This is a genomic window from Ectothiorhodospira mobilis, assembly GCF_016584115.1.
GTDB lineage: Bacteria > Pseudomonadota > Gammaproteobacteria > Ectothiorhodospirales > Ectothiorhodospiraceae > Ectothiorhodospira > Ectothiorhodospira mobilis.
The window spans coordinates 1-24,653 of record NZ_NRSK01000027.1; the positions used below are offsets into that span (position 1 = coordinate 1).

Annotated in this window: 26 protein-coding genes and 1 pseudogene; 16 read left to right on the plus strand and 11 right to left on the minus strand. The window is 66.5% G+C overall.

Annotated features, from left to right (window positions below; translation table 11 throughout):
* From CKO33_RS10450 to hypD, 3 genes and pseudogenes are all read left to right on the plus strand, one after another.
* Nucleotides 1-344, plus strand: a pseudogene (locus CKO33_RS10450) (acetyl-CoA carboxylase carboxyl transferase subunit alpha); the annotation flags it as partial.
* Between the two features lie 19 nt (nucleotides 345-363).
* Nucleotides 364-1,653 carry a tRNA lysidine(34) synthetase TilS gene (gene tilS / locus CKO33_RS10455; RefSeq protein ID WP_200182186.1) on the plus strand — a complete coding sequence of 430 codons (1,290 nt, stop codon included), beginning with the start codon at nucleotides 364-366 and terminating at the stop codon, nucleotides 1,651-1,653.
* The gene (gene hypD, locus CKO33_RS10460) at nucleotides 1,650-2,765 is read left to right on the plus strand and encodes a hydrogenase formation protein HypD (RefSeq protein WP_200182187.1); all 1,116 of its coding nucleotides are present in this window, start codon (nucleotides 1,650-1,652) and stop codon (nucleotides 2,763-2,765) included. The genes tilS and hypD overlap by 4 nt, the downstream gene beginning before the upstream one ends.
* 15 nt (nucleotides 2,766-2,780) lie before the next feature.
* Here the strand turns inward: hypD and CKO33_RS10465 are convergent, their stop codons facing one another.
* Complete coding sequence (locus tag CKO33_RS10465) at nucleotides 2,781-3,602, minus strand: NAD(+)--dinitrogen-reductase ADP-D-ribosyltransferase (protein WP_200182188.1); 822 nt, start codon at nucleotides 3,600-3,602, stop codon at nucleotides 2,781-2,783.
* A gap of 164 nt (nucleotides 3,603-3,766) precedes the next feature.
* On the opposite strand from CKO33_RS10465, the gene nifH reads away from it, so the two are divergent.
* The 5 genes from nifH (at nucleotide 3,767) to CKO33_RS10490 (ending at nucleotide 8,921) form a co-directional block, all read left to right on the plus strand.
* Nucleotides 3,767-4,654 carry a nitrogenase iron protein gene (nifH, locus tag CKO33_RS10470; protein WP_200182189.1) on the plus strand — a complete coding sequence of 296 codons (888 nt, stop codon included), beginning with the start codon at nucleotides 3,767-3,769 and terminating at the stop codon, nucleotides 4,652-4,654.
* An 85-nt stretch (nucleotides 4,655-4,739) separates the two neighbouring features.
* Nucleotides 4,740-6,209: a nitrogenase molybdenum-iron protein alpha chain gene (gene nifD / locus CKO33_RS10475; RefSeq protein ID WP_200182190.1), complete on the plus strand. Its 1,470-nt coding sequence runs from the start codon at nucleotides 4,740-4,742 to the stop codon at nucleotides 6,207-6,209.
* Nucleotides 6,210-6,303: 94 nt separating this feature from the next.
* Nucleotides 6,304-7,875, plus strand: a complete 1,572-nt coding sequence (nifK, locus tag CKO33_RS10480; protein ID WP_200182191.1) for a nitrogenase molybdenum-iron protein subunit beta — start codon at nucleotides 6,304-6,306, stop codon at nucleotides 7,873-7,875.
* Nucleotides 7,876-7,952: 77 nt separating this feature from the next.
* On the plus strand, nucleotides 7,953-8,174 hold the full coding sequence (gene nifT / locus CKO33_RS10485; RefSeq protein ID WP_200182192.1) for a putative nitrogen fixation protein NifT: 222 nt from the start codon (nucleotides 7,953-7,955) through the stop codon (nucleotides 8,172-8,174).
* A 36-nt stretch (nucleotides 8,175-8,210) separates the two neighbouring features.
* The gene (locus CKO33_RS10490) at nucleotides 8,211-8,921 is read left to right on the plus strand and encodes a dinitrogenase iron-molybdenum cofactor biosynthesis protein (protein WP_200182193.1); all 711 of its coding nucleotides are present in this window, start codon (nucleotides 8,211-8,213) and stop codon (nucleotides 8,919-8,921) included.
* An 18-nt stretch (nucleotides 8,922-8,939) separates the two neighbouring features.
* On the opposite strand, the gene hepT is transcribed toward CKO33_RS10490, so the two are convergent.
* From hepT to aceK, 3 genes are all read right to left on the minus strand, one after another.
* On the minus strand, nucleotides 8,940-9,353 hold the full coding sequence (hepT, locus tag CKO33_RS10495; RefSeq protein ID WP_200182194.1) for a type VII toxin-antitoxin system HepT family RNase toxin: 414 nt from the start codon (nucleotides 9,351-9,353) through the stop codon (nucleotides 8,940-8,942).
* Nucleotides 9,350-9,742 carry a nucleotidyltransferase family protein gene (locus CKO33_RS10500; protein WP_200182195.1) on the minus strand — a complete coding sequence of 131 codons (393 nt, stop codon included), beginning with the start codon at nucleotides 9,740-9,742 and terminating at the stop codon, nucleotides 9,350-9,352. The genes hepT and CKO33_RS10500 overlap by 4 nt, the downstream gene beginning before the upstream one ends.
* A 467-nt stretch (nucleotides 9,743-10,209) precedes the next feature.
* On the minus strand, nucleotides 10,210-12,000 hold the full coding sequence (aceK, locus tag CKO33_RS10505) for a bifunctional isocitrate dehydrogenase kinase/phosphatase (protein ID WP_200182196.1): 1,791 nt from the start codon (nucleotides 11,998-12,000) through the stop codon (nucleotides 10,210-10,212).
* 356 nt (nucleotides 12,001-12,356) lie between these two features.
* On the opposite strand from aceK, the gene aceA reads away from it, so the two are divergent.
* From aceA to purU, 3 genes are all read left to right on the plus strand, one after another.
* Nucleotides 12,357-13,667: an isocitrate lyase gene (gene aceA, locus CKO33_RS10510; protein WP_200182197.1), complete on the plus strand. Its 1,311-nt coding sequence runs from the start codon at nucleotides 12,357-12,359 to the stop codon at nucleotides 13,665-13,667.
* 91 nt (nucleotides 13,668-13,758) lie between these two features.
* On the plus strand, nucleotides 13,759-14,259 hold the full coding sequence (gene rraA / locus CKO33_RS10515; protein WP_200182198.1) for a ribonuclease E activity regulator RraA: 501 nt from the start codon (nucleotides 13,759-13,761) through the stop codon (nucleotides 14,257-14,259).
* Nucleotides 14,256-15,119, plus strand: coding sequence for a formyltetrahydrofolate deformylase (gene purU, locus CKO33_RS10520; RefSeq protein ID WP_200182199.1), 864 nt, complete (start codon nucleotides 14,256-14,258; stop codon nucleotides 15,117-15,119). Before rraA ends, purU begins: the two co-directional genes overlap by 4 nt.
* Before the next feature lie 179 nt (nucleotides 15,120-15,298).
* On the opposite strand, the gene CKO33_RS10525 is transcribed toward purU, so the two are convergent.
* The 3 genes from CKO33_RS10525 to csx2 all read right to left on the minus strand — a co-directional run bounded on the left by CKO33_RS10525 (nucleotide 15,299) and on the right by csx2 (nucleotide 17,388).
* Nucleotides 15,299-15,685, minus strand: coding sequence for a HepT-like ribonuclease domain-containing protein (locus CKO33_RS10525; RefSeq protein ID WP_200182200.1), 387 nt, complete (start codon nucleotides 15,683-15,685; stop codon nucleotides 15,299-15,301).
* Nucleotides 15,675-15,980 (minus strand): nucleotidyltransferase family protein, encoded by a 306-nt coding sequence (locus tag CKO33_RS10530; RefSeq protein WP_200182201.1) that lies wholly within the window; start codon nucleotides 15,978-15,980, stop codon nucleotides 15,675-15,677. Before CKO33_RS10530 ends, CKO33_RS10525 begins: the two co-directional genes overlap by 11 nt.
* Before the next feature lie 94 nt (nucleotides 15,981-16,074).
* Nucleotides 16,075-17,388: a TIGR02221 family CRISPR-associated protein gene (gene csx2, locus CKO33_RS10535; RefSeq protein ID WP_200182202.1), complete on the minus strand. Its 1,314-nt coding sequence runs from the start codon at nucleotides 17,386-17,388 to the stop codon at nucleotides 16,075-16,077.
* Between the two features lie 386 nt (nucleotides 17,389-17,774).
* On the opposite strand from csx2, the gene CKO33_RS10540 reads away from it, so the two are divergent.
* The 5 genes from CKO33_RS10540 to CKO33_RS10560 all read left to right on the plus strand — a co-directional run bounded on the left by CKO33_RS10540 (nucleotide 17,775) and on the right by CKO33_RS10560 (nucleotide 21,697).
* Nucleotides 17,775-18,059: a CRISPR-associated endonuclease Cas2 gene (locus tag CKO33_RS10540; protein WP_200182203.1), complete on the plus strand. Its 285-nt coding sequence runs from the start codon at nucleotides 17,775-17,777 to the stop codon at nucleotides 18,057-18,059.
* A gap of 4 nt (nucleotides 18,060-18,063) precedes the next feature.
* The gene (gene cas1, locus CKO33_RS10545; RefSeq protein ID WP_200182204.1) at nucleotides 18,064-19,047 is read left to right on the plus strand and encodes a CRISPR-associated endonuclease Cas1; all 984 of its coding nucleotides are present in this window, start codon (nucleotides 18,064-18,066) and stop codon (nucleotides 19,045-19,047) included.
* Nucleotides 19,048-19,050: 3 nt separating this feature from the next.
* Entirely contained in the window at nucleotides 19,051-19,842 is a 792-nt protein-coding gene (locus CKO33_RS10550) for a CRISPR-associated endonuclease Cas1 (RefSeq protein ID WP_200182205.1), read from the plus strand.
* Nucleotides 19,833-20,165 carry a CRISPR-associated endonuclease Cas2 gene (cas2, locus tag CKO33_RS10555; RefSeq protein ID WP_200182206.1) on the plus strand — a complete coding sequence of 111 codons (333 nt, stop codon included), beginning with the start codon at nucleotides 19,833-19,835 and terminating at the stop codon, nucleotides 20,163-20,165. The genes CKO33_RS10550 and cas2 overlap by 10 nt, the downstream gene beginning before the upstream one ends.
* 359 nt (nucleotides 20,166-20,524) lie before the next feature.
* On the plus strand, nucleotides 20,525-21,697 hold the full coding sequence (locus CKO33_RS10560) for a Card1-like endonuclease domain-containing protein (protein WP_200182207.1): 1,173 nt from the start codon (nucleotides 20,525-20,527) through the stop codon (nucleotides 21,695-21,697).
* A 28-nt stretch (nucleotides 21,698-21,725) separates the two neighbouring features.
* Here the strand turns inward: CKO33_RS10560 and csx16 are convergent, their stop codons facing one another.
* The 4 genes from csx16 to cmr4 are packed head-to-tail and all read right to left on the minus strand — an operon-like array spanning nucleotide 21,726 to nucleotide 24,644.
* Nucleotides 21,726-22,025, minus strand: a complete 300-nt coding sequence (gene csx16, locus CKO33_RS10565; protein ID WP_200182208.1) for a CRISPR-associated protein Csx16 — start codon at nucleotides 22,023-22,025, stop codon at nucleotides 21,726-21,728.
* Nucleotide 22,026: 1 nt separating this feature from the next.
* Nucleotides 22,027-23,322 (minus strand): type III-B CRISPR module RAMP protein Cmr6, encoded by a 1,296-nt coding sequence (gene cmr6, locus CKO33_RS10570; RefSeq protein WP_200182209.1) that lies wholly within the window; start codon nucleotides 23,320-23,322, stop codon nucleotides 22,027-22,029.
* Nucleotides 23,319-23,708: a type III-B CRISPR module-associated protein Cmr5 gene (gene cmr5, locus CKO33_RS10575; protein ID WP_200182210.1), complete on the minus strand. Its 390-nt coding sequence runs from the start codon at nucleotides 23,706-23,708 to the stop codon at nucleotides 23,319-23,321. Before cmr5 ends, cmr6 begins: the two co-directional genes overlap by 4 nt.
* A gap of 3 nt (nucleotides 23,709-23,711) precedes the next feature.
* Entirely contained in the window at nucleotides 23,712-24,644 is a 933-nt protein-coding gene (cmr4, locus tag CKO33_RS10580) for a type III-B CRISPR module RAMP protein Cmr4 (RefSeq protein WP_200182211.1), read from the minus strand.
* Nucleotides 24,645-24,653 lie beyond the last annotated feature (9 nt).

Genomic DNA, 24,653 nt, shown 5'->3' on the forward strand with positions numbered 1-24,653 from the left:
GCGGGGCCCTGGCGGTGGGGGTGGGGGACCAGGTGCAGATGCTGCGCTACAGCACCTACGCGGTCATCTCCCCCGAGGGCTGCGCCTCCATCCTCTGGAAGAGCGCGGAGAAGGCCCCGGAGGCCGCCGAGGCCATGGGCATCACCTCCACCCGCCTGAAGGAACTGGGTCTGATCGACCGCGTCATCGACGAGCCCCTGGGGGGCGCCCACCGCGACCCCGCGGCCATGGCCCACACCCTGAAGAACCAGCTGGTGGAGACCCTGGACGGACTGCAATGCAAGGATCTCGACGCGCTGGTGGAGGCCCGTTACCAGCGCATCCTCAAGTACGGGCAGGTGTGATCCCGCCCGGGGGGCGGGCATGAGCCACGCCCCCGTCAGCGGGACGGATGTGCCCGGACCCCTGTCCCGGGCCCTGGATCGCCTGCCCCCCGCCCGCCGCCACCTGGTGGGCCTCAGCGGCGGCCTGGATTCGGTGGTCCTGCTGCATGCCCTGGCCGGCCTGGCACGGGATCTCCCCCTGATCGCGGTGCATGTGCACCATGGCCTGAGCCCCCGGGCGGAGGACTGGGCCGGGGCCTGCGGGTCCCTGTGCCGTCGTCTGCAGATCCCGTTTCATTGCCTGCGGGTGGACGCCGCCCCCGGCCGCGGGGAGAGCCCCGAGGCGGCGGCCCGCCGCGCCCGCTACGATGCCCTGGCCGGATTCATGCAGCCGGGGGACGGCCTGCTCACCGCCCATCACCGCCGCGACCAGGCGGAGACCCTGCTGCTGCAACTCCTGCGCGGGGCCGGTCCCGCCGGGCTGGCGGCCATGCCCCTCTGGCAGCCCCTGGGCCCCGGCTGGCACGGCCGCCCGCTGTTGGAGGTGGACCGCCCGCAGCTGGAGGCCCATGCCCGGGCCCACGGCCTGGACTGGGTGGAGGATGAGAGCAACCAAGACCCCGCCCTGGACCGCAACCGCCTGCGCCATGAGATCCTGCCCCTGCTGCGGGCGCGCTGGCCCGCCGTGGACGCCACCCTGGCCCGGGCGGCGGCCCTGCAGGCCGAGGCCCAGGACCTTTTGGCGGAGCGGGCGCGGGAGGACCTGGAGACCCTGCGGGGGGAGACCCCCGGCACCCTGTCGGTGGCCGCCCTGGCCCGGCTGCGCCGTCCCCGCCAGCGCAACGCCCTGCGGGGCTGGCTGCAGGAAAAGGGGCTGCCCCTGCCCGGCCGGGCGCGTCTGGAGACCCTGCTGCAACAGGCCCTGGTGGCCGCCCCCGAGGCCGCCGTGCGGGTGGCCTGGCCCGGGGCCGAGGTACGGCGTTACCGCGATGCCCTTTATGCCATGGCGCCGCTTCCGTCCCCGCCGCCGGGGTGGTGCCTGCCCTGGGACGGCCACACCCCCCTGGCGGTGCCCGGCACCGGCGTGACCCTGACCCGTGAGGGGGTGATGCGCCGCCACGGCCTGGACCCCGCCGCACTGCCGGCACCGGTGACGGTGCGCCTGCGCCGGGGGGGGGAGCGGCTGCGCCTGGGGGGGCGCACCCGTGTACTGAAGAAGCTGCTGCAGGCACAGGGCGTCCCCCCCTGGGAACGGGAACGCATCCCCCTGATCCATGCCGGCGACCGCCTGGTGGTGGTGTGGGGGCTGTGGACGGCGGAGACGCCGTGAACGCCACCGCCCCCTATCGCGATGCCGCGGCGGTACGTGCCCTGATCACGGCCATCGCCCGTGAGGCCCGTCCGGGCCGGGCCTACCGCCTCATGGAATTCTGTGGCGGCCACACCCATGCCATCGCCCGCCACGGCCTGGCGGACCTGCTGCCCCCGGGGGTGCGCCTGGTGCACGGGCCCGGCTGTCCCGCCTGCGTCCTGCCGCCAGAGCGGGTGGACCGGGCCATCGCCCTGACCCGGGTCCCCGGTCTGATCCTGTGTGCCTACGGCGACACCCTGCGCCTGCCCGGGGTCCGGGGCGACAGCCTGCAAAAGGCCCGCGCCCGGGGCGGGGACGTGCGCCCCGTCTACGCCGCACCGGAGGCGGTGGCCTGCGCCCGCCGCCATCCCGACCGCCCGGTGGTCTTCTTCGCCATCGGCTTCGAGACCACCGCGCCGGCCACCGCCGTGGCCCTGCTCCAGGCGCGGGAGGCGGGGCTGGAGAACTTCTCGGTGTGCTGCAACCACATGCTCACGCCGCCGGCCATGAGGGCGGTGCTGGCGGACGGGGCGGCGGTGGACGGGGTCATCGGCCCCGGCCATGTGGCGGCCATCACCGGCCCCGGGGCCTTTATCCCCGTGGCCCGGGAGCTGGGCCGGCCGGTGGTGGTCTGCGGCTTTGAGCCGGTGGATCTGCTCCAGGGGATCCTGCAGCTGCTGCGCCAGATCAACGCCGGCCGCCACCAGGTGGAGAACGCCTACGCCCGGGTCGTGGCCGCCGACGGCAATCCCCGCGCCCGGGCCCTCATGGATCGGGTCTTCTGCCTGCGTCCCGGCTTTACCTGGCGCGGCCTGGGGGATCTGCCCGCAAGCGCCCTGGCCATCGCCCCTGCGTTCCGGGACCTGGATGCGGAGCAGCGCCATCCCCCAGCGGAGCCACCGCCCCCGGATCCCGGCCACGGGGCCTGTGAGTGCGGCGCCATCCTGCGCGGGCAGAAGGCCCCCCGCGATTGCCGCCTCTTCGGCCGGGCCTGCACACCGGACACACCCCTGGGGGCCTGCATGGTCTCCCCCGAGGGGGCCTGCGCCGCCGCCTTTGTCTATGGCGGCCGGCGCCCCCGGGGCCGGTAGGCGGATCCCGGGGCGTCACAGGGTGGTGACGGTCACCTCACAGACCCCGCCCAGCACCAGGTGCTCCCCCTCGCCGCGCAGCAGACCCGGGAGCAGGTCCTGGAAGCAGCACACCTTGGCCACGGGGATACGGGCCGTGAGGATGTAGTCCCCGAATTCATCGGCCCGCTCGCGCACGCGGCTGAAGGCGTTCACGTTGTTGAGCAGCAGCACGGCCCGGTCCCGCGCCGGCCGGGAGAGCACCTCATGGTCCTCCAGGCGGTTGACCCCCCGGTGGAGGGTGAGATGGGTCCGCCCGGGATGGCGCCGGGCCAGTTCGTACTGGCAGAAGCCGTAGAGCAGGTCCAGCTGGGCCTCCAGGGCATTGGTGTTGTACAGCCCGGTGGTGCGCTCGTGCAGGAAGCGGGCCTGGGCCTCGCCATCGGCATCCTGCAGGGGCCCCCGGTGGAAGCGGGTCACCAGCCCGAAACGGGATTCCACCCAGCCCTTGATCATCGCCGCCTCGCGCCCGTCCGGATCAAACCCCCAGCCCCGCACCAGCCGCCGGTAGTCCGCCTTCTCCCGCCCCCCGGGCCCCGTCAGGCCGCAGGCCACCGGATCATCCAGGCAGAAGTGGCCCCGCATCCAGGCCATGAAGTCCTCCGCCCGCAGGGCGGGATCGTCCAGGGTATCCAGATGCCGCCACAGGTCCCGGTGCAGGTCCGCCAGCCCGTCCAGCACCAGGGGGGCCGGATGCCGCTGGTAGGTGAGGCTGCCCAGGATCAGCGCCGGCAGATTGCAGCGGTTGATGGGCAGGCGTGCCCCGGGGGGCAGGGTGGGGCCGGTGTCGTTATCCACACAGCCTCGGGGGCTTTGTCGAGTATGCAACGCCTCGATTCCTTCGGGGTAAGGTTTTTTTATTCAATAAAAACAAAGTATTGAAGGTTTCTTTCGGCATGGCACGGGGGTTGCAATCCCCCCTGGTGAACCCATCCTGACCCGCGTCAGAGGAGATCCATACCATGCCCACACGTCAATGCGCCATCTATGGCAAAGGTGGCATCGGCAAGTCCACCACCACCCAGAACCTGGTCGCCGCCCTGGCGGAGGCCGGCAAGAAGGTCATGATCGTCGGCTGCGATCCCAAGGCCGACTCCACCCGCCTGATCCTGCACGCCAAGGCCCAGCAGACCATCATGCAGATGGCCGCCGACGCCGGCAGCGTCGAGGACCTGGAGCTGGAGGACGTGATGCGCACCGGCTACGGCGACGTCAAGTGCGTCGAGTCCGGTGGCCCCGAGCCGGGGGTCGGCTGCGCCGGCCGCGGCGTCATCACCGCCATCAACTTCCTGGAAGAGGAGGGCGCCTACGAGGAGGACCTGGATTTTGTCTTCTATGACGTCCTGGGGGACGTGGTCTGCGGCGGATTTGCCATGCCCATCCGCGAGAACAAGGCCCAGGAGATCTACATCGTCGTCTCCGGCGAGATGATGGCCATGTTCGCCGCCAATAACATCGCCAAGGGCATCGTCAAGTATGCCAGTTCCGGCGGTGTGCGCCTGGCGGGGCTGATCTGCAACAGCCGCAACACCGACCGCGAGGACGAACTCATCATCGCCCTGGCGGAAAAACTCGGCACCACCATGATCCATTTCGTGCCCCGGGACAACGTGGTGCAGCGGGCCGAGATCCGCCGCATGACGGTGATCGAGTACGACCCCAAGGCCAAGCAGGCGGACGAATACCGCGCCCTGGCCCAGAAGGTGATCGACAACCAGCACTTCGTCGTCCCCACCCCCTGCACCATGGACGAGCTGGAGGACCTGCTCATGGAATTCGGCATCCTGGACGTGGAGGACGAGAGCATCGTCGGCAAGACCGCCGAGGAAGAGGCGGGGGCCTCGGCCTGATCCCGGCGGCGGAAGGTCCGGCGTCGCCCATCCCACCTGACGCCCGTCCACGGCGAAGTGGCGGCGAGCAGAGGAGCATCCTGCAATGTGCGCAATGAAACGTGAAGAGGCCGAGGCCCTCATCCAGGAGGTGCTGGAGGTCTACCCGGAGAAGGCCCGCAAGGACCGGGCCAAGCACCTGGCGGTCAACGACCCCTCGGCGGAGAGCGCCAAGAAGTGCATCGTCTCCAACCGCAAGTCCCAGCCCGGCGTGATGACCATCCGCGGCTGTGCCTACGCCGGCTCCAAGGGTGTGGTCTGGGGCCCGGTCAAGGACGTGGTGCATATCTCCCACGGCCCCGTGGGCTGCGGCCAGTACTCCCGGGCCGGCCGGCGCAATTACTACACCGGTCACACCGGGGTGAACACCTTCGGCACCATGAACTTCACCTCGGATTTCCAGGAGAAGGACATCGTCTTTGGCGGTGACAAGAAACTGGAGAAGCTCATCGACGAGATCGAGACCCTGTTCCCCCTGAACAAGGGCATCACCATCCAGTCGGAATGCCCCGTGGGGCTCATCGGCGATGACATCGAGTCCGTCTCCAAAAAGAAGGGCAAGGAGCTGGACAAGCCCGTGGTGCCCCTGCGCTGCGAGGGCTTTCGCGGGGTGTCCCAGTCCCTGGGGCACCACATCGCCAACGACGCCATCCGCGACTGGGTCCTGCCGCGCCGGGACGGGGACGACCGCTTCGAGTCCACCCCCTACGACGTGGCCCTCACCGGCGACTACAACATCGGCGGCGACGCCTGGGCCTCGCGCATCCTGCTGGAGGAGATGGGCCTGCGGGTGGTGGCCCAGTGGTCCGGGGACGGCACCCTATCTGAACTGGAGCTGGCCCCCAAGGCCCGGGTGAACCTGCTCCACTGCTACCGCTCCATGAACTACCTGGCCCGGCACATGGAGGAGAAGTACGGCATCCCCTGGATGGAATACAACTTCTTCGGCCCCACCAAGATCGCCGAGAGCCTGCGCAAGATCGCCGCCCTGTTCGACGACAGGATCCAGGAGGGGGCCGAGCGGGTCATTGCCAGGTACCAGGCGGAGATGGACGCGGTCATCGAGAAGTACCGCCCGCGCCTGGAGGGCCGCAGGGTGATGCTCTATGTGGGCGGCCTGCGCCCGCGGCACGTCATCGGTGCCTACGAGGATCTGGGCATGGAGGTGGTGGGGGCCGGCTACGAGTTCGCCCACAACGACGACTACGACCGCACCATCAAGGATATGGGCGACGCCACCCTGCTGTTCGACGACATCACCGGGTATGAGCTGGAGCAGTTCGTTCAGCGGGTGCGCCCGGACCTGGTGGGCTCGGGCATCAAGGAGAAGTACATCTTCCAGAAGATGGGCATCCCCTTCCGCCAGATGCACTCCTGGGACTACTCCGGTCCCTACCACGGCTACGACGGCTTCGCCATCTTTGCCCGGGACATGGACATGACCCTCAACAACCCCTGCTGGGACCAGATGAAGGCCCCGTGGAAGGGCGCGGCCACCGGCGCCAGGGCGGCGTGAACGATCCCCGCGGCGCCGTCCCCGGCGCCGCGAACCCATCCTGTTTTCCAAGGCCGTCGGTCCACGGATGAGTGGCGCGGCAGGAGAAAAGACCATGAGCCAGAACCCCGAACAGATCAAGCCCTGCTACCCCCTCTTCCAGGAGGAGGACTACCAGCAGATGCTGGCCCGCAAGCGGGCCGTCTCCGAGGAGGCCCCCAGCCCCGAGAAGATCCGCGAGGTCTTCGACTGGACCACCACGGAGGAATACAAGGACCTCAACTTCCAGCGCGAGGCCCTGACGGTGGACCCCGCCAAGGCCTGCCAGCCCCTGGGGGCCGTGCTCTGCTCCCTGGGTTTTGAGAAGACCCTGCCCTATGTGCACGGCTCCCAGGGCTGCGTCGCCTACTTTCGCACCTACTTCAATCGCCACTTCCGCGAGCCGGTGGCCTGCGTCTCCGACTCCATGACCGAGGACTCGGCGGTCTTTGGCGGCCACAAGAACATGACCGAGGGGCTGGAGAACGCCAGGGCCCTGTACCAGCCGGAGATGATCGCCATCTCCACCACCTGCATGGCCGAGGTCATCGGCGACGACCTCAACGCCTTTGTGGGCAATGCCAAGAAGGAGGGGGCCATCCCCGAGGATTTCCCCACGCCCTATGCCCATACCCCGTCCTTCGTGGGCAGTCACGTCACGGGCTGGGACAACATGTTCGAGGGGACCATGCGCTACTTCACCCTCAACCACATGGAGGGCAAGGAACCGGGCAGCAACGGCAAGCTCAACCTGGTGCCCGGCTTCGAGACCTACCTGGGCAACTACCGCGTCATGCACCGCATGATGGAAGAGATGGGGGTGGACCACACCCTGCTGTGCGACCCCGCGGAGGTGCTGGACACCCCCGCCGACGGCGAGTACCGCATGTACGCCGGCGGCACCTCCCGGGCCGAGATCCAGGACGCCCCCAACGCCCGGGACACCCTCCTGCTTCAGCCCTGGCAGCTGGACAAGACCCGCAAGTTCATCCAGGGCACCTGGAAGCACGAGGTACCCAGGGTGAACATCCCCATGGGTCTGGAGTGGACCGATGCCTTCCTCATGAAGGTCTCCGAGATCACGGGCCGGCCCATCCCTGAGTCCCTGGAGCGGGAACGCGGCCGCCTGGTGGACATGATGACCGACTCCCACACCTGGCTGCACGGCAAGAAGTACGCCCTGTGGGGGGATGCGGATTTTGTCATGGGCATGAGCAAGTTCCTCCTGGAACTGGGGGCCGAGCCCCGGCACATCCTGGTGCACCACGCCAACAAGCGCTGGAAGAAGGCCATGGAGCAGATCCTGTCCGAGAGCCCCTACGGCGCCGGGGCGGAGGTGCACATCAACCGCGATCTCTGGCACCTGCGCTCCCTGGTGTTCACCGACAAGCCCGACTTCATGATCGGCAACTCCTACGGCAAGTTCATCGAGCGCGATACCTTCACCAAGGGCCGGGAGTTCCAGGTGCCGCTGGTGCGCATGGGCTTCCCCATCTTCGACCGCCACCACCTGCACCGCATGACCACCCTGGGCTACGAGGGCGGCATGTACATCCTCACCACCCTGGTGAACGCGGTGCTGGAGCGGCTGGACGACGAGACCATGGAGATGGGCGTCACCGACTACAACTACGACCTGGTGCGCTGAGGCCGGCCCGGTGCAGCGCGCCCCGGGGGCCACAGGCCCCCGGGGTTCCACCCAAGACCCTGCAGGAGCACGTCCCCATGCCCAGCGTCATGATCAACCGTACCGCCAGCGGCGATCTATCCCTCTACGTCCCCAAGAAGGACCTGGAGGAGGCCATCGTCTCCCTGGAGCACGAAGGCCCCGGCCGCTGGGGCGGCGAGGTCACCCTGGCGGATGGATCCCGCTACTTCCTCGAACCCATGGACGAGGCCCCGCGCCTGCCTATCACCCTGCGCGCCCGCCGCCTCCAGGCCGGCTGACATCCGCCCACGACCCCATCCTGACCGGAGACCCCCATGTCCACCGAGATGCTCGACCGTGAATGCGCCCTGCGCATCGCCCTGGCCCGCCGGGTCCTCCCCGGCATCGAACTTGCCCGGCTCGTGGAGATCCTCATCTCCCGCCTCGGCGCGCCCATCACCGTGAAGGCCCTGGAGGGCCTCAGCGGCGAACACCTGAAGGAAGGCCTGGAACGCACCCGCCCGGCGGACGCGGAGGGTCCGCAATGGGACGAACGGGGGCTGTATATGGCCCTGCGCTATCTGCACGGCGAGCGGGAGGTGGAACCGCCCCTGCCGCCGCTGGCCCCCTACAGCGAGGGGGATCTGCCGGGGTCCCTGCGCGTGGCCCTGGCCTCCAACAGCGGCGAGCGGGTGGACGGCCATTTCGGATCCTGCGTGCGGTTTCTGATCTATCAGGTCTCGGGGGAGACCGCCCTGCTGGTGGATATCCGTCCCACCGCGCAACTGGACAAGGCCCCGGAGCGCAATGCCGCCCGCGCCGGGCTCATCAATGACTGTCACCTGCTGTATGTGGAGAGCATCGGCGGTCCCGCCGCCGCACGGGTGATCCGCGCCGGCGTCCATCCCATCAAGCGCCCCGGGGGCATCGAGGCCCGGGAAATGCTGCAGGAACTCCAGGGCGTGCTCCGGGGCACGCCGCCCCCCTGGCTGGCCCGCGCCATGGGCCGGGAGGCGGCCGGCCTGGAGCGCTTCGCCGCCTTGTGAAACCCAAGGCAGCGGTCCTCAGGCGACCCTGGAGCGGACCCAACGTTCGAAACGCCCGTACACCTCCAGGGCAGGCTCGATGGTCCCGATCACCCGATCCAGATCGATGGAATCATAGAGATGGGTGAGGAGATTGCGCATGGCGCAGGCGTCCATCAGGGCGCTGGCCAGGTCCTCCGGCAGGTCCAGACGGTCCCGCAGCACAGCGAAGACCTCCCGGTAGCTGGAGGCCAGCGGGTGCCCCTCCAGGCGTAATAGCTGCAGGCCAAGATCCGCTGACGACTCACAAAGGAGTTGCAGCAGGCGTTCCACCGCGTAATGTTCCCTGCGCCGGCCCTGGGTATCCAGTGTGGAATAGGACTCCAGGTCGGTGAGGAATTGCCTCAACATCCTGAGCTTGCGCTGGATGATCTCCACGCGGTCCGGGGTCATGGATAGAGCGGCTCCTCGGCGTGTTTCTGGAATTGAACCGAGTCGGCGTACAGGAAAAAGGCCCGGTCCTGCTCCCGGTCGAAGCGGCCGGGTTCTTCCTCATGCAGGCACAATCCATCCCGGAACACGTGATACCGGATCAACGGGCCCGTGCCATCGTGCAGTACCAGCAGATCCACCGGCCCGGGCAGGATCTCTTCCAACTGCCGCAGCCAGCGGGCCTGGGTCATGAAATCCGGCACGTTCTTCGGTAGTACGGCCAGATCGATATCGCGTCCGGCCCCTTCCCGTGCGGTGGAACCGAACAGGATCACCAGACACCAGCCATGGCGCCGTGCCAATGCCTGGATGGCCTGGTGTTGTTCAGGGGGAAATGCCACTGGGGGCATGGGTCTCCCAGCTCCTACAGCAGGACGTCAGGGCCCTTCCAAAGACAAGGGTTGTGTGACGCGGGTGAAGCCCGTCCACAGGCCTGCAGTCATGATGCCCCAGTGGAGGCCGTTTTTCGAGGTTGCCGCCAGGCTGTGCACGCCATGGGCTGGGAGGCGCCGGCCTGGAGCGCTTCGCCGCCTTGTGACCCGATGTGCCGTGAATGGGACCCGAATCGGCATGCGGGAACGCCGGACCCAACCCACCCCCCGGGAACGCCGAGCCCCAGCTCGGCATGAATAGAGCCAAGCTAGGGCTTGGCGCTCCCAGCGCCCCATGGACACGTCAGAACCCAGCCCGCCTCCCGGGAACGCCGAGCCCCAGCTCGGCACGGACAGAGCCAAGCGGGTGCCTGGTGCCCCCAGCGACCCCCATGGGAACGCCGGGCCTCTCAGTGAAGTGCGGATCCAGGAAGTCGAGGGCAAGCTCAACCTTTGGCTTCGCAAGCATCTCGGGTGCCGGTAACGGTCTGCTCAAGGGCTTGGGGCGTTTCCGGAGCGTGATACTCGAAGCGCAGGGACTGGGGGTAGGGGAAGACATCCCCATGGATGCCCCGGCGCACCTCCTCCTGCCGCCGCTGCCAGTAGCGGTAGTCGAACAGCTCCGGGTGCAGCTCCTTCAGGGTCCGGCGCACCTTCGGGTCGGTGCTGAGGAAGGTGACAAACTCCTCCGGAAAGATCTCGTTGGGCCCCGCCGAGTACCAGGCCTCGGAGCTGAGCTCGTCCTCGGGGAAGGCGGGCTCGGGGATCCTGCGGAACCGGCATTCGGTGAGATAGCAGATCTCGTCGTAGTCGTAGAAGACCACCTTGCCGCTCTTGGTGACGCCGAAGTTCTTGAATAGCAGATCGCCGGGGAAGATGTTCACCCCGATGAGCTGCTTGATGGCCTGTCCCCAGTCATCCAGGGCCTGGCGGGCCTCGGCCTCGCTGGCCCGCTCCAGGTAGACATCCAGGGGCAGCATGCGCTTCTCGATGTAGACGTGGCGGATCACCAGGTTGTCGCCGTCGATCTCCACCTGGCTGGCCACCTCCCGCTGCAGCGTCTCCAGGAGTTCGGGGGAGAAGCGGTCCAGGGGGAAGGCCACTTCGGAGAACTCCAGGGTATCGGCCATGCGGCCCACGCGGTCGTGCATCTTCACCTGCAGATAGCGCCGCTCGATGAGCTCGTGGGTCACCTCCTTCTGCGGCGGGAAGCGGTCCTTGATGACCTTGAACACGTAGCGGTAGGAGGGCAGGGTGAATACCAGCATCACCAGCCCGGGGGTGCCCTGGGCGACGACGAAGGCGTCGTCGCTGCGCTCCAGGTGGTGCAGGAAGTCCCGGTAGAACTCGTTCTTGGCCTGCTTGTGGAAGCCGATGCTCATATACAGCTCGGCGATGGGCTTGTCCGGCATGATATCGCTGAGGAAGGCCACCGTGGCCGCCGGCACCGGGGTCTTTACCAGGAAGTAGGCGCGGGCGAAGCTGAACACCGCCGTGGCCTCACGGCGGGTCACCAGCAGGGTGTCCGCCACCAGCCCGCCGCGCTCGTTGTTGGTCAGGGGCACGATGAAGGGATGACTGCGTCCCCCGTGCACCACGCGGCCGATGAGATAGGCCGCCTTGTTGCGGAAGAAGGGGAACTCCAGGATATCGATGCGCAGATCCCCCATGGCCTCGGGGCCGAACTCGGAGCGCTGTTCCAGGGTACGGGCGATGTTGGCCACGTCCCGGGACAGATCGGCGTGGGGCAGGTTGAAGTAGAAGGCGGAGAGGATCTCCCAGATGCAGGTCTCCAGGCCCCCGTCCCGGGTGTGGAAGGTGAGATAGCCCCGGTACCGCTCCGCCAGGTCCTGCCGGTCGGCCACCGATTCCACGAAGATCATGTCGTTGTTGTAGTACTTGCGCTCGAACAGGCGGCAGAAGACGGAGTTGTAGAAGGTCTCCGCCAGCTCCGGGCGGGAATGGTGCTGCAGCAGCTCCATGTAGGCGATCTTCACCTGCTGCCACAGGGCCTTGTCGAACCCCTCCATGCCGAAATTGGCCCTGACCTTGGCCTGGGTCTCCTGCACCCGTTCGTCGTAGGAACTGATGCGCTTCACCGAGGCGGACCGCACCGCCTCCCAGTCCGCCTGCTCGAAGCGCTCCCGGGCCCCGCTGGTGATCTCCTGGAAGAAGGAGAAGTGCCGCTCGAATCCCGTGAGGATGGAACGGGCGATCTGCCGTGCACGGTCCTGCATATCTGGTCACCTGCTGTGCGGTTACGGCCGGATACCCGATCACTGTATCACGCCCCTGGCCGGGGGAGGCCGTCGGATGATGCGCTGCCGCAGACCGTTCATCGGCCCCCATGGACCCGGGTCCACCGGCGCTGGTGCCCGATTATGTTGCATTGCATCAATTAATGACTATTATTGAAATTTCTTGCTGGCATTTGTTCCCGTGCGCGTTACTCTGAATTGCTCTACGTCAAATGCCGGGGCAGGGAAGACGCCGCCACAGGCAGGTCATCACCTCCCCGCGGGGGTGGCGGTACAGGCCCCGCATACAACAAGCCCGGTGACGGGTCATTCGCTCAAGTGACAGAGGGTCAGGCATGAATCGAGAAAAACAGATCAAGGCACTGGAAAAGGACTGGGCCGAGAACCCCCGCTGGAAAGGGGTCAAGCGCGGCTATACCGCCGCCGACGTGGTGCGTCTGCGGGGCTCCGTGCAGGTGGAGCACACCCTGGCCCGGCGCGGTGCCGAGAAGCTGTGGGATCGGGTCCATGGCGGCGCCCGCAAGGGCTATGTCAACTGCCTGGGGGCCCTCACCGGCGGGCAGGCCGTGCAGCAGGCCAAGGCGGGCATCGAGGCCATCTACCTCTCCGGCTGGCAGGTGGCGGCGGACGCCAATACCTCCGAGACCATGTACCCCGACCAGTCCCTGTACGCCTACGACTCCGTGCCCACCGTGGTGCGCCGCATCAACAACGCCTTCAAGCGGGCCGACGAGATCCAGTGGTCCAAGGGCATCAGTCCGGAGGATCCGGAGGGCATCGACTTCTTCCTGCCCATCGTGGCCGATGCCGAGGCCGGTTTCGGCGGCGTGCTCAACGCCTTCGAACTGATGAAGAACATGATCACCGCCGGCGCCGCCGGGGTGCACTTCGAGGACCAGCTGGCGGCGGTGAAGAAATGCGGCCACATGGGCGGCAAGGTGCTGGTGCCCACCCAGGAGGCGGTGCACAAGCTCATCGCCGCGCGCATGGCTGCTGACGTCATGGGCGTGCCCACCCTGCTGCTGGCCCGCACCGATGCCGAGGCCGCCACGCTGCTCACCTCCGATTTCGATGAAAACGACCGGCCCTTCATCACCGGCGAGCGCACCGCCGAGGGCTTCTATCACGTGAAGAACGGTCTGGAACAGGCCATCAGCCGCGGCGTGGCCTATGCCCCCTATGCCGATCTGGTCTGGTGCGAGACCGGCACGCCGGATCTGGGCTTCGCCCGCGAGTTCGCCCAGGCCGTGCAGGAGAAGAACCCCGGCCAGCTCCTGGCCTACAACTGCTCGCCGTCCTTCAACTGGAAGAAGAACCTGGACGACCGCAGTATCGCCGAGTTCCAGGACAAGCTCTCCGAGATGGGCTACAAGTACCAGTTCATCACCCTGGCGGGCATCCACAGCATGTGGTTCAACATGTTCGATCTGGCCTATGATTACGCCCGCGGCGAGGGCATGAAGCATTACGTGGAGAAGGTGCAGCAGCCCGAGTTCGAAGCCCGCGAGAAGGGGTACACCTTCGTCTCCCACCAGCAGGAGGTGGGCGCCGGTTACTTCGACGACATCACCACGGTGATCCAGGGCGGCACCTCCTCGGTGACGGCCCTCAAGGGCTCCACCGAGGAGGGCCAGTTCAGCGGCTGAGGCCGGTCCGCATCCGCTTCCACCACCGGGGCCGCCCCCGCATCCTGCGGGTGCGGCCCCGCTTTTTTCCAATCAGTGGAGAGAACGATCCATGACATCACGGCGGTTGAACTTCCAGGGAACGGCCGATCTGTGCGACGAGCACCCGGGAGAGGACCTCCGCATCTGTGAACCCGTCTTCCGGGACTATGGGGGCGAGAAGGCCTTCTGCGGGGAGGTGGTCACCCTCAAGTGTTTCGAGGACAACTCCCTGGTGCGCACCCTGCTGGAGCGGGGCGGCCGCGGCCGCGTGCTGGTGGTGGACGCCGGCGGCTCCCTGCGCTGCGCCATGCTCGGGGACCAGCTGGCCCTGCTGGCGGTGAAAAACGGCTGGTCCGGGGTGGTGATCCACGGCTGCATCCGCGATTCCCGCGCCTGCGCCGAGCTGCCCCTGGGCATCAAGGCCCTGGCCACCCATCCCCTGAAGAGCCAGAAACGCGGCGAGGGACGGGAGGACATCCCCGTACGCTTCGCCGGTGTACGCTTCAACCCCGGCGATCTCCTCTTCGCCGACGAGGACGGCATCGTCGTCCTGGACCCGGACAATCCATGACCGAACGACGCCCGCGCTACCGCCTCACCTTCGCCTGCCCGGACCGGGTGGGGATCGTCGCCGCGGTGAGCGGTTTTCTCGCCGAACACGGCGGCTCCATCACCGAGGCCAGCCAGCACTGCGATGCCGCCAGCGGCTGGTTCTTCATGCGCTGCGAGATCGACGCCGCCACGCTGCCCTTCGACCGGGACGGCCTGCAACAGCACTTCGCCCCCGTGGCCGAGGCCCACGGCATGCGCTGGCAGGTTACCGACAACATCACCCCGCGCCGGGTGGTGCCCCTGGTGAGCCGCCTGGACCACTGCCTCACGGACCTGCTCTACCGCTGGCGCAGCGGCGAGCTGCCGGCGGAGATCCCCTGCGTCCTCTCCAACCACGAGGACCTGCGGGCCTACGTGGAATGGCACGGCATCCCCTATCACCACATCCCGGTGGACCCGGACCACAAGGCCGCCGCCTTCGCCCGCGTCAGCGAACTCATCGACCAGGCCCGGGCCGACACCGTGGTCCTGGCCCGCTACATGCAGATCCTCCCCCCCGAGGTCTGCGCCCGCTATCCCGGACGCATCCTCAACATCCACCACAGCTTCCTGCCGTCCTTCGTCGGCGCCAAACCCTACCACCGCGCCTTCGAGCGGGGCGTCAAGCTCATCGGCGCCACCTGCCACTACGTCACCGACCAGCTGGACGAAGGCCCCATCATCGAACAGGACGTGGTGCGCGTGCATCACGACGACACCGTGGACGACCTCATCCGCCTGGGCCGGGACGTGGAACGCACCGTCCTCGCCCGGGGCCTGCGCTACCACCTGGAAGACCGCGTCCTCATCCACGGCAACAAGACCATCGTCTTCGACTGAGAAGCGCCATTCCGGGAGCCCCGGACTTCAATCCCGCCCCCGGGAACGCCGGGCCCCATCCCGCCCCCTGGGAACGCCGAGCCCTAGCTCGGCATACACAGAGCCAGGCTGGGGTCCGGCGATCCCGGTTCATTGATCATAGGCCCCCGATAGGTTATTTCTATTGCCCCTCATCAAGATCATGCCGAGGCATCATCGGAGAGATCCTTGAGCATGGTGCGAACCGTATCCATGAGCACTGGGATATCGTTTTGACAAATTGAGAAAACCTCTTCGGCATCGACATCAAAATACCCGTGTGCGATCACGTCTCGAACACCTTTGACACCCGGCCAATCGACGCCTGGATAGCGGGCCAGTAGGGTGCCACCCGTTTGCCTGTCCATTTGCTTGAATGCTTCACCCACCGCGATCAGGACCATACAGATGGCATCCAATCGATCCTGTCCCTCGGGGCTATCGTAAAAATCTTCGGGTGTCGTGATGCCGGTGAATCGGCGTGGGATGCGTTCAAGTGCAGCCAGTACATCTTCCAATCGTTCAACGATCGGAGGATCAAGAGACATAATGCGCCTCATTCTGGATGCGGGCCTTCAAACGTGGGTTCATGCGGGCTCGTAACCGGATGACGTCCACATGACAGCCCATCCATTCCTCAAGCTCCTGGCGCATATGCGAGGCCCGAAACAGATTCGGTGCGTCGGTCTCGTATACGACATCGATATCACTGTCCGGTCCAGAATCGCCTCGGGCCACCGAACCGAACAACCCGATTCTGGTAATCCCATAGCGCTCCCCCCGGCGATCCTTGAACTGCTGCAGGATCGCCAGCACCTCGTCCCGCCGAGTTTCGCTACTCATTGGATTTTACTCATATCTATGGACCAGTTCGGGCATAATGATTGGATGGTAGCCGACCCTTGGAGGGCAGGGTGCGGAAGCGCTCGCTCTATCCCTAATCCAGCAGCAGGGCCGAAACCTCCTGGTGCAGGCGCTGCAGCTCCTCCCGGAGCGTGTTCGCCTTGGAGGTATTCTGGATGAAACCGGCATGGTTGATGTCATTGCGCAGCTGCGTGATGCGCTTATAGCAGGGCACCAGGACCTGCGGGATCCGCTCCCGGGCGGCCCGGGCCACCTCCGGATAGTCGGCCAGCTCCCCCTGCCATTCCGATTCCGGCCTGGGTTCCCTGCCGCCAAGCACATTTAATAGCTTGGAAAGCAATTCTCTACGTGTTTGCCTGGCGGTCGTCGGGCTGGCCACCTCCGCATCGATGCCGTCCAGCTCGGGGATGCGCCGGTCCAGCAGGGTGAGGATGCCCTCCCGTAACAGGGTGTAGCCCTGCTGGGTCTGGCCATGGCGGATGCACCAGCCCACCGCGTGCAGCAGGTTGTTCGGGGATTGGTCCTCCCACCGCGCCAGGTCCTCGGAAAGCCGTTTCAGCACCGGTTGCAGCGGTGGCAGGATATCCACCTGCACCCTCTGCAGGGGTTCCAGGATGCGCCGCCGGGCCTCGAATTCGGCCAATGCCTGCCCCCGCACCGTGTCGATGCCCTCTGCCAGTTCCGTGAGCCTTTTGGCGATGCGCTCCAGGGTCTTAGCCGTTTCGTCCTTGCCCTGGGTTTCCCGGAGAACGGGCCGGATCTCCTGCTGGACCAGGTGGTTCAGATCGTCCGGCTGACCGGAGCGCAGGAAGCGGTCGATGCCCACGCTCCAGTCGAACAGACTGATGAAGGGGGTCATGTCCATGATGGGGGCATCCCGCGTCTCCAGGGGCATGGCCTCCACCTCCTTGGGATGGCCCAGGCGTTCGAAGGCCCCGTAGTACACCCCCTCCAGGCGGATCTTCTTGGTGACCTTCAGATACTGGATCAGCACGGTGAAAAGGAGGGGGAGAAAGCGGAACGAGTGGGTGATATCGAAGGTGATGGAATCCTCGCCGCCGATCGCATCGTTGAAGATCCGGAAGATCTCCCAGGCATCGTCCGTCCCACCCGGTTCGGGGATCGGGAGGGCCTCCACGCGCCCCGCCCAGCCATGGGCCTCCAGCTCATGGCGCAGGGCCTCCAGGTGCTTCTCCCGCGCCTGAGGCGTGCAGGCGATCAGGGCCCGGTCTTCGGGGCCAAAATCGGCGCAGTGGAGGTTCAGCAGGGCGGTCTGGATGAAACGCACGTTGTCCACCCGCCGCTTCCTGTCGCCCTCATCGGGCGCACAGTAGTTGCAGGAGACGTAGTTTCCGGTACCGAGAAAGGAGATGAACAGACGGGCCATGTCGGATTGTCCCTTGGATGATCGTGGATGAGGCAGGGCAGGGGGATGTCCACCGTTTCCGATATGGGGGCCGCGAAGCGGTGATGATCCCGCAAGCCTGCCACCTCCCGCATCCCGGGGCGAAGCCTGCGGCAGGCCAGCCCGGGAAGAGGGAGACAAGGCAAGCTAATGCACCTGCATCGAGAAACGCAACCAGTCGCGGGTCCCGGGGCCATCGGTCCGTCACCGGCCGGCGATGGATCGACGTGGCAAGCCTGCCTCATCCCTCCCCAGGATCCCGGGGCGCTATTGTGCATCCCGTGGGGCGCGGCCCGTACCACGGGAAGGGCCAGGGACGCAGGGATGCGGCGTCCCCCCTTTTTTCTGAAAAGGAGATGTCATGCAAGATGACCACCCGATCCCTCTATCTGGCCGCCTATGACGTCTCCTCCCCCAGTCGCCTGCGGGCGGCCCTGGCCCTGGTGCGCGCCTATGCCACCGGCGGGCAGAAATCCGTCCACGAGGTCTTCCTGACCGCGGCTGAGCGTCATGAGTTGTTGCACCACATGGCGCTGCTGCTGGATGAGCATGAGGATCGTTTCCTGTTGCTGCGTCTGGATGCCCGCGGACGGGTGCATACCCTGGGTCAGGGTGCCGAGCCCTGCGATCCGGATCTGTTCTACATGGGGTAATGGCATGGGAACGCTACTGCTGGACCGCGCGGATCTGGAACTGCGCATCGACGGTCAGGCACTGGCCCTTTATCAGGAGGGGATGCGTTCCAGCAACGTTCCCCTGAAACTGCTGGAACGGGTCATCATCCAGGGCCGCCAGACCCGCCTGGATGCGGAGGTGTTGACGCGCCTGGCCGAGGCGGGGGCCTCGGTGCTCCTCCTCAGTCCCCGGCAGTCCCGCCGTATTGCGCTGGTACTGGGTCCCCGGCACAACGAGGCAGCGGTACGCATCGCCCAAACGGGACGCTTGTCAGACGAGGCCTTCTGCAGCCGCTGGTCCCGGGATCTGGTGCACGCCAAGATATCCCGCCAGGTTCGCTTTCTGCAAAAGGCAAGGCGATCCCGTCCCGACGCCCGCAAGGCCCTCACCGATGGCATCCAAACCCTCTCGGATGGCCTGGAACGCCTCGAAAACGGATCCGAACCCGCGATCCCACAGCTACGGGGTATGGAAGGCGCTGCGGCCCGGGCCTATTTTTCCGCCCTGCGCAGCCTGTTCCCGCCATCGCTGGGGTTTTCCGGTCGCAACCGCCGTCCACCCCGGGATCCGGTGAACGCCTGCCTCTCACTGGCCTATACCCTGCTGCACTTTGATGCCGTGCGTGCCGCCCATATCGCCGGTCTGGATCCCCTGATCGGCTTCTACCACCGGCCCGCCATTGGACGCGAATCCCTCGCCAGCGATCTCGTGGAGCCCCTGCGGCCACTGGCGGATGAATGGGTATGGGGGCTGTTCCGCAAGGAGGTACTGACTGCGGATCATTTCAGCCTGCACGGCCAGGGTTGCCTGCTGGGAAAGGCCGGCCGCCGGCATTTCTATGCCCGGTGGGAAACCGCCGCACCGCTGCACCGCCGCTGGCTGCGACAGCGGTGCGCCCGGCTGGCGCGGACCCTGCGCAGCGAGGGGGCGCAATGGCTGGAAGACACGGACCTGGAGGAGGATTGAAGGATGCAGACCCACCACGGCAGACAGAACCCCCAGAACGAGCCCGCGCGCAAGCCCCTGTATCTTCTGGGGGGCCCACGGGAGGTCACCGCCCGGGACACCAGTCTGGCGGTGCGCAATGGAGCGCATGTGACGAATCTGCCCCTGTCCCGGCTGGATCGCATCCTCTCCGGTCTCCAGGTCACCTGGACCGGAGAGGCCCTGCGGGCCTGTCTCGGATATGGCATCCCTGTCACCTGGATAGATGGCTCGGGTCATCCCCTGGGCACCCTGAGCCCGCCACCCGCCTGCGCCGGTCCAATGGCGGATGCGATCCAGCGTTATCTGGATCGTCCCGAGTGGACCGAATCGTATATCCACTGGCTGAAGCACCGCCGTATGGATGTGCTGCAACACTGGCGCAACGCACTCAGCCGACGGGGACATCCCCCGCCGGCACGCATCCTGGAGAGCATCAAACGGGATTTCGTCTATGCCGACCATATCCCCAATCATTTTCCCGACGAATCCCTCGGATGGTGTTATGCCGTGGTGGAAAACCGATTGAACCAGGAAGGAATGCAGTCCTATTATTGGGGCTTCGGGGGTGCCCCTCTGCCGCTGGCGGAGGATATCGCCCGCCTGCTCTGGGCCGAGCTGAACCTGCACTGCGGCACCCTGCCCAGGCAGGTGCAGTCCCTGGCCGAGGCCCTGGTGTTCTTTGAAAACTGGGTACAGAAAAATGCCGTCCGGGTCCACCATCATCTGGGGGATCTGAAGCGACACATCCGCACCGAGGTGTCGGGATGTCGGTGACGGCGCAGAAGGAGTGGATCATCTGCTACGACATCCGCGACCCCAAGCGCCTGACCCGGGTTCACCGCTTCCTCAAGGGACATGGCCAGCCGGTGCAATACTCGGTCTTCTACTACGAGGGCCATTCCGGCCAGCTGGGTCGGCTCCTGCAGGACCTGGAAGAACTCATCGACCCAAGGCGCGACGATGTCCGGGCCTATCCCATCCCCCGGCCCATGGAGGTCCATACCCTGGGCCGGGGCAGCCTTCCGGACGATGTGGAACTACACTCCGATAAGGCCCCCGGCCTGGCCCTTTTCCTGCAAGGACAGCGCAAGAAATGAAGACCAAAACAGCACATCCCACCGGCAGCAGGATACCCCGTATCCCCCGTCCATCCGGATGGAATGGCCCACTCAAACCGAAGTTCCCTCAGCAGAAGCCGGAATTCTCCGGAAACCCAGTTGCAAGTCATTATTTCTGCAGCATTATCCGCATCGAGCGGACCGAAAGCCTTCCCTGAAGAAGAAGGGATTAAGACAACAGCAGCTCCCCCCGGTAAAACACGTCGTGGGGACCGAAAGCCTTCCCTGAAGAAGAAGGGATTAAGACGCCATGCGCGGTGCGATATGTGATGGCCATGAGACCGAAAGCCTTCCCTGAAGAAGAAGGGATTAAGACACAGCGAAAGGAGCCCAAAACCGTGACCCGACTCCACATCCAGCTGGTGTCCAACCAACTGGCTGGCAATCTCATCCCCGCGCTTATGGAGCGACCCGAATACGCGGCCCTGATCGTCACACCGGATATGGCCGCGAAGGCTCGCCAGCTGCGCGAGCTGGAGGAGGAGGCCGGTATCGTAGTGCGGACCTTTGAGAATGCCCCGGATGCCGACCTGCCGCGTCTGCACGAATTTGCACTGGATGTCCTCGATGGGCTGCCGGCGGTGGACGAGTTGGTCCTTAACCTCACCGGCGGTAACAAGCTCATGGCCCTGGGCTTTCTGGAGATACTTCGGGATACGGTGCATCGCCGCATCTATACCGACACGGCCCACGGTCGGCTGGAGCACCTGCCGGTGGGGTCGGAGCGGGCCGATCCGCCCACCCCCCTGGGGCATGTGCTGGATGTGCCCATCAGTCTGCGCGCCCAGGGCTTTCGCTATCGCAGCGCGGTCTCTGCCGGCGAGGACTGGTGGCGTGCGGCCGGTGAACGCAAGCAGGTGGCCAAGAAGCTGGCGGAGGTCGCGCGGGATCACGGCGATTTTCTGGGTGCGCTGAATCGCGTGGCCTCCCGGGCACTGGATCGGGAAGGCCGATTGGTGGCCCATGAACAGGCCTTTGATACGCCGCCCCGGGGGCGCTGGGCCCAGAATCTGCGCTGGCTCTGCGATGAGGGGCTACTGGACTGGGAGGAGGGGGCGGCTGCCGTAACCTTTCTGGACGAGGCGCACGCTCGCTTCCTCAATGGCGGCTGGCTGGAGGAGTACGTTTACCACCGGCTCCGGGACGAGGGAATCGACGATGTGGCGCTTGGGGTGGAGGGCACCTGGGACGGCACCGACGGGGCCCGCAATGAGCTGGATGTGGTGGCAGTCCATGCCAACCGCCTGCTGGTGGTGGAGTGCAAGACTGCGCGCCATGGCCGCGATGATGCCTTGGACGATCAGCAGCTGTACAAGCTGGACAGCATCGGCGACACACTGCGTGGTTTCTTCGGTTCCAGCTGGATGGTCAGTGCGCGTACGCCCACGCAGTCCATGGGTGAGCGCGCCCGTCAGCACCGGATCCGGCTCATCGGCCCCGACGAGTTGCCCCGGCTGCGCGCGATCGTGCGGGAGTGGAAGGCCTCAATGGAGGGGGCCGGCAGCGCCTGAGCGCCCCGGCATCCGGCCAGGAGGTGTATCAGTCGATGGGCTGGACATGGAAGGCCTGCACCCGGGCCCCCAGGGCTTCCAGGTCGTCGGCGGAGAGTTCCCGCCCCCGCAGGTGCGGGGGCAGGTCGATGGAGAGGTTGAGATAGCGGCCGCCCCGTTGGCAGACGCGGGCAGCCAGGTGCACGGGCAGGGTGCCGATGACCGTGTCGCCAGCCTGGATCCGTTCCACGTCCAGATGGTCGATCTGCTGATCCACCTGGATGCCGTGGCGGGCGGCCCATTCCATGGCGCCGGGATGGCGGCTGACGAAGTAGGTGCGCGGGGTCATGTCATCCCTCCGGCGGGAACACCCGGCACAGGGTGAACTGGTTGCCCTTGGCCTCCACCTCCACCCGGCGGGTGATGGTCTTTTTCTTCTTCTGTTGCTTCTTCAGTCTTTCCAGTTTCGCTGGATCCCCCAGGACCTGGATGATGGCCTCCTTACCCACCAACTGGGCCGTTTTGCCCTCGTGATGGGCCAGCAGGGTCTGGTTGTTGGGGGTGTATTCCAGTCTGGCCGCTTCCCAGGTGATGCGCCGGGCCCGCACCGGGGCGTCGGAGCCGGTCTCCGGGGCCAGGGGGGAGGCCAGGTTGCGGTCCTCCAGCACGCCATAGCCCACGGCGGTCTTGGCGCCGAAGCCCAGCCAGTCGAAGGCATGGGCGAAGACCGCCTCCATGAGGGGTTTCCAGTTCGTCTGCAGGGCTTCGGGCAGAGACTGCGGCGCGCAGGTGACATGGAAGGTGAAGTCCGTCCCGTCGGGTACGGCCAGAAACGGGACGGGATTGGGCTGGCCGGCGTCGTGGGGTGGTTGGCCGTTGAAGTAGTAGTCCTTGTAGTGGGGGGTCATGATCTCCACCACCATGCGCCTGGCCTCGGGGAAGACATCCCAGAAGGTGAGGGCCCCCCGGTGGTGGATCTGCCGGGGCAGGTCTTTTGATTTCTGGAAGTTGTTCAGGAAGGTGGCGCGGTTGTCCACCGTGCCGGTGTAGCGTTCCCGTTCCCCGGGTTGGCCCGCCAGGCCCTGGCGGATGAAGTCGTCCAGATCCGCCCGCTCGGCCAGGGCCTCCAGGGCCCTTTGCCAGGCGGGGTCCTTGAGGCATTCATCATTCGGGGCCTCGAAGCCGAACAGCCACCAGACGTCCAGTAGGGTGGGGCGCTGGTTGGCGGGATAGGCCCCGGGATCCAGGGCCAGTTCCTCGGCGGCCCGGCGCAGGACGCCCTTCACCCCGCTGCCGGCCAGGTAGGGCAGGCCGTAGGGGGTGAGGAAGGCGAAACCGTTCTCCACCGGGTGTTCGTTGCCCAGGCCCGTGGCGAAGGGGGCGGTGGAGTGGGCCTCCACCCGCAGGCCATGGGGATGGCTCTGGAACAGGGCGCTCTGACGCCGGACCAGGGCATCACACAGGTCCCGGCTGCTGCGGGGCAGGGAGGAGGCCACCTCCTTCAGGGCCGTGTGTTTGGCGTTGTCCTGGCGGGCGAAGTTGTGATCCCACACCGGGAAGTAGAGCAGGAAGCGGTGCCCCGGGGCGCAGTCCTTGTAGCCCGCCGCCCGGGCCACCACGTCTTGGGGGATGGCGGGCTGGTTCATCGTGCGTTCCCTCCCTGGGCCGGTTCCACCGCGTCCACGAACTGGCGGATCCATTTGAGGGTTTCCAGGGCGCTGTCGGTGGCCCGGCGGTAGGTCTCGGAATCCGCCTGTTGCAGGCGCTGCATGAAGTCCTCAAAGGATTTTTGACCGGCGTTTTTCGGGCCCCAGAACTCCAGGCTGATGCCCCGGATGATGTGATCCAGCAGGCGCTGGTGATGGGCGTCCTTGCTCCTGTAGAAGGCCAGTACCGGCATGAGCCCGCTGGTCATGATCAGGGCAGGGGCCCCTTTGGCCAGGGCGCGGTAGCTGTCGCCGCCGTGTTGCATGCCCTGGGTGGCCACTTCCCAGGCGAAGGCGGCGCGTTGCTGATCGAGGGTCTGGTGCATGGCTCAGGCCTCCCGGGAGACGGGGTGGATCAGGATCAGGCCGCGGCCGGTGCTGCCGTCGCCGCCCATCTGCACGATGCGATCGGCGATGCCAGGCAGGGTCTCCTCCCCCTGCAGGACCCGGGAGAGGACCTCCCCGGCATCCTCCAGCGCGTTTTCGGGTTTCTTTTTCTTCTTGTAGCGCTCCACGCTGGCCTGGATCAGGCCCACCAGCAGCGATTCCGGCGGCAGGTTCTCCACGTAGAACAGGCCGCCATCGGAGGCGGTACCGGAGTGGTCATCGATGCGCACATGGGGCTCCACCACGGTGCCATGCCGGGCGAAATGGGCGAAATCGGTGTCCGAGAGGATCACCAGATCCTTTTGGAGTTTTTCCGCGAAGAACGTGTTCTCCGGCCCCGGGGGCAGGGCGTGCCGGGCCAGCCATTCAGCGATGGCTGCACGTCCGGTTTCGGCCTCGCAGGGGGCGAAGGTGAAGGCCTCCAGCACGAGCCGGTCCTGGCTCAGCAGCTCCTTGCGGACGGCGGCGTGGTTGTCGGGGATCTCCGGGACCTCCCAGGGGCAGGGCAGGCCGGCCATCCCCGCCAGGCGCCTGGCCCGGGCCAGGGCCAGGGGGCAGGTGGCATAGACAAATCCCCCCTTGAGGGCGCGCACCGGCAGGCACACCAGCTGCGCGTCGCTGAAGGCCACGGCCCCGGCGTGGTCCGAGGCGTCGGTTGTCGGGCCGAAGAGGCGTTCCAGCAGGTTGTCTTTCTTGCCCCAGAGGGCGTGTAAGTGATGGCGCACCGCCCCCTTGATGCCGGAGGCGGCGAACTGCGGATGCTGGGTGTGCACCTCCCGCTGGATGGGGCTGTCGATGGCGCCCACCGCCGTGCCGGCCCCCATGTGCACGGGGCTGGTGGCGTAGTAGAAGACCAGTTGTTGTGCGGCGAACATGTGCGGTTC

Bases quoted from the DNA above. Each gene is read 5' to 3' on its own strand.
- nifD (WP_200182190.1), top strand. From the start codon at position 4,740: ATGTGCGCAATGAAACGTGAAGAGGCCGAGGCCCTCATCCAGGAGGTG.
- CKO33_RS10540 (WP_200182203.1), top strand. From the start codon at position 17,775: ATGACCACCCGATCCCTCTATCTGGCCGCCTATGACGTCTCCTCCCCC.
- CKO33_RS10530 (WP_200182201.1), bottom strand. From the start codon at position 15,980: ATGAGTAGCGAAACTCGGCGGGACGAGGTGCTGGCGATCCTGCAGCAG.
- purU (WP_200182199.1), top strand. From the start codon at position 14,256: ATGACCGAACGACGCCCGCGCTACCGCCTCACCTTCGCCTGCCCGGAC.
- nifK (WP_200182191.1), top strand. From the start codon at position 6,304: ATGAGCCAGAACCCCGAACAGATCAAGCCCTGCTACCCCCTCTTCCAG.
- cmr5 (WP_200182210.1), bottom strand. From the start codon at position 23,708: ATGCACCAGACCCTCGATCAGCAACGCGCCGCCTTCGCCTGGGAAGTG.
- nifH (WP_200182189.1), top strand. From the start codon at position 3,767: ATGCCCACACGTCAATGCGCCATCTATGGCAAAGGTGGCATCGGCAAG.
- nifT (WP_200182192.1), top strand. From the start codon at position 7,953: ATGCCCAGCGTCATGATCAACCGTACCGCCAGCGGCGATCTATCCCTC.
- tilS (WP_200182186.1), top strand. From the start codon at position 364: ATGAGCCACGCCCCCGTCAGCGGGACGGATGTGCCCGGACCCCTGTCC.
- cas2 (WP_200182206.1), top strand. From the start codon at position 19,833: ATGTCGGTGACGGCGCAGAAGGAGTGGATCATCTGCTACGACATCCGC.
- CKO33_RS10525 (WP_200182200.1), bottom strand. From the start codon at position 15,685: ATGTCTCTTGATCCTCCGATCGTTGAACGATTGGAAGATGTACTGGCT.
- rraA (WP_200182198.1), top strand. From the start codon at position 13,759: ATGACATCACGGCGGTTGAACTTCCAGGGAACGGCCGATCTGTGCGAC.
- CKO33_RS10550 (WP_200182205.1), top strand. From the start codon at position 19,051: ATGCAGACCCACCACGGCAGACAGAACCCCCAGAACGAGCCCGCGCGC.
- hepT (WP_200182194.1), bottom strand. From the start codon at position 9,353: ATGACCCCGGACCGCGTGGAGATCATCCAGCGCAAGCTCAGGATGTTG.
- CKO33_RS10500 (WP_200182195.1), bottom strand. From the start codon at position 9,742: ATGCCCCCAGTGGCATTTCCCCCTGAACAACACCAGGCCATCCAGGCA.
- cas1 (WP_200182204.1), top strand. From the start codon at position 18,064: ATGGGAACGCTACTGCTGGACCGCGCGGATCTGGAACTGCGCATCGAC.
- CKO33_RS10490 (WP_200182193.1), top strand. From the start codon at position 8,211: ATGTCCACCGAGATGCTCGACCGTGAATGCGCCCTGCGCATCGCCCTG.
- aceK (WP_200182196.1), bottom strand. From the start codon at position 12,000: ATGCAGGACCGTGCACGGCAGATCGCCCGTTCCATCCTCACGGGATTC.
- aceA (WP_200182197.1), top strand. From the start codon at position 12,357: ATGAATCGAGAAAAACAGATCAAGGCACTGGAAAAGGACTGGGCCGAG.
- csx16 (WP_200182208.1), bottom strand. From the start codon at position 22,025: ATGACCCCGCGCACCTACTTCGTCAGCCGCCATCCCGGCGCCATGGAA.
- cmr6 (WP_200182209.1), bottom strand. From the start codon at position 23,322: ATGAACCAGCCCGCCATCCCCCAAGACGTGGTGGCCCGGGCGGCGGGC.
- cmr4 (WP_200182211.1), bottom strand. From the start codon at position 24,644: ATGTTCGCCGCACAACAACTGGTCTTCTACTACGCCACCAGCCCCGTG.
- csx2 (WP_200182202.1), bottom strand. From the start codon at position 17,388: ATGGCCCGTCTGTTCATCTCCTTTCTCGGTACCGGAAACTACGTCTCC.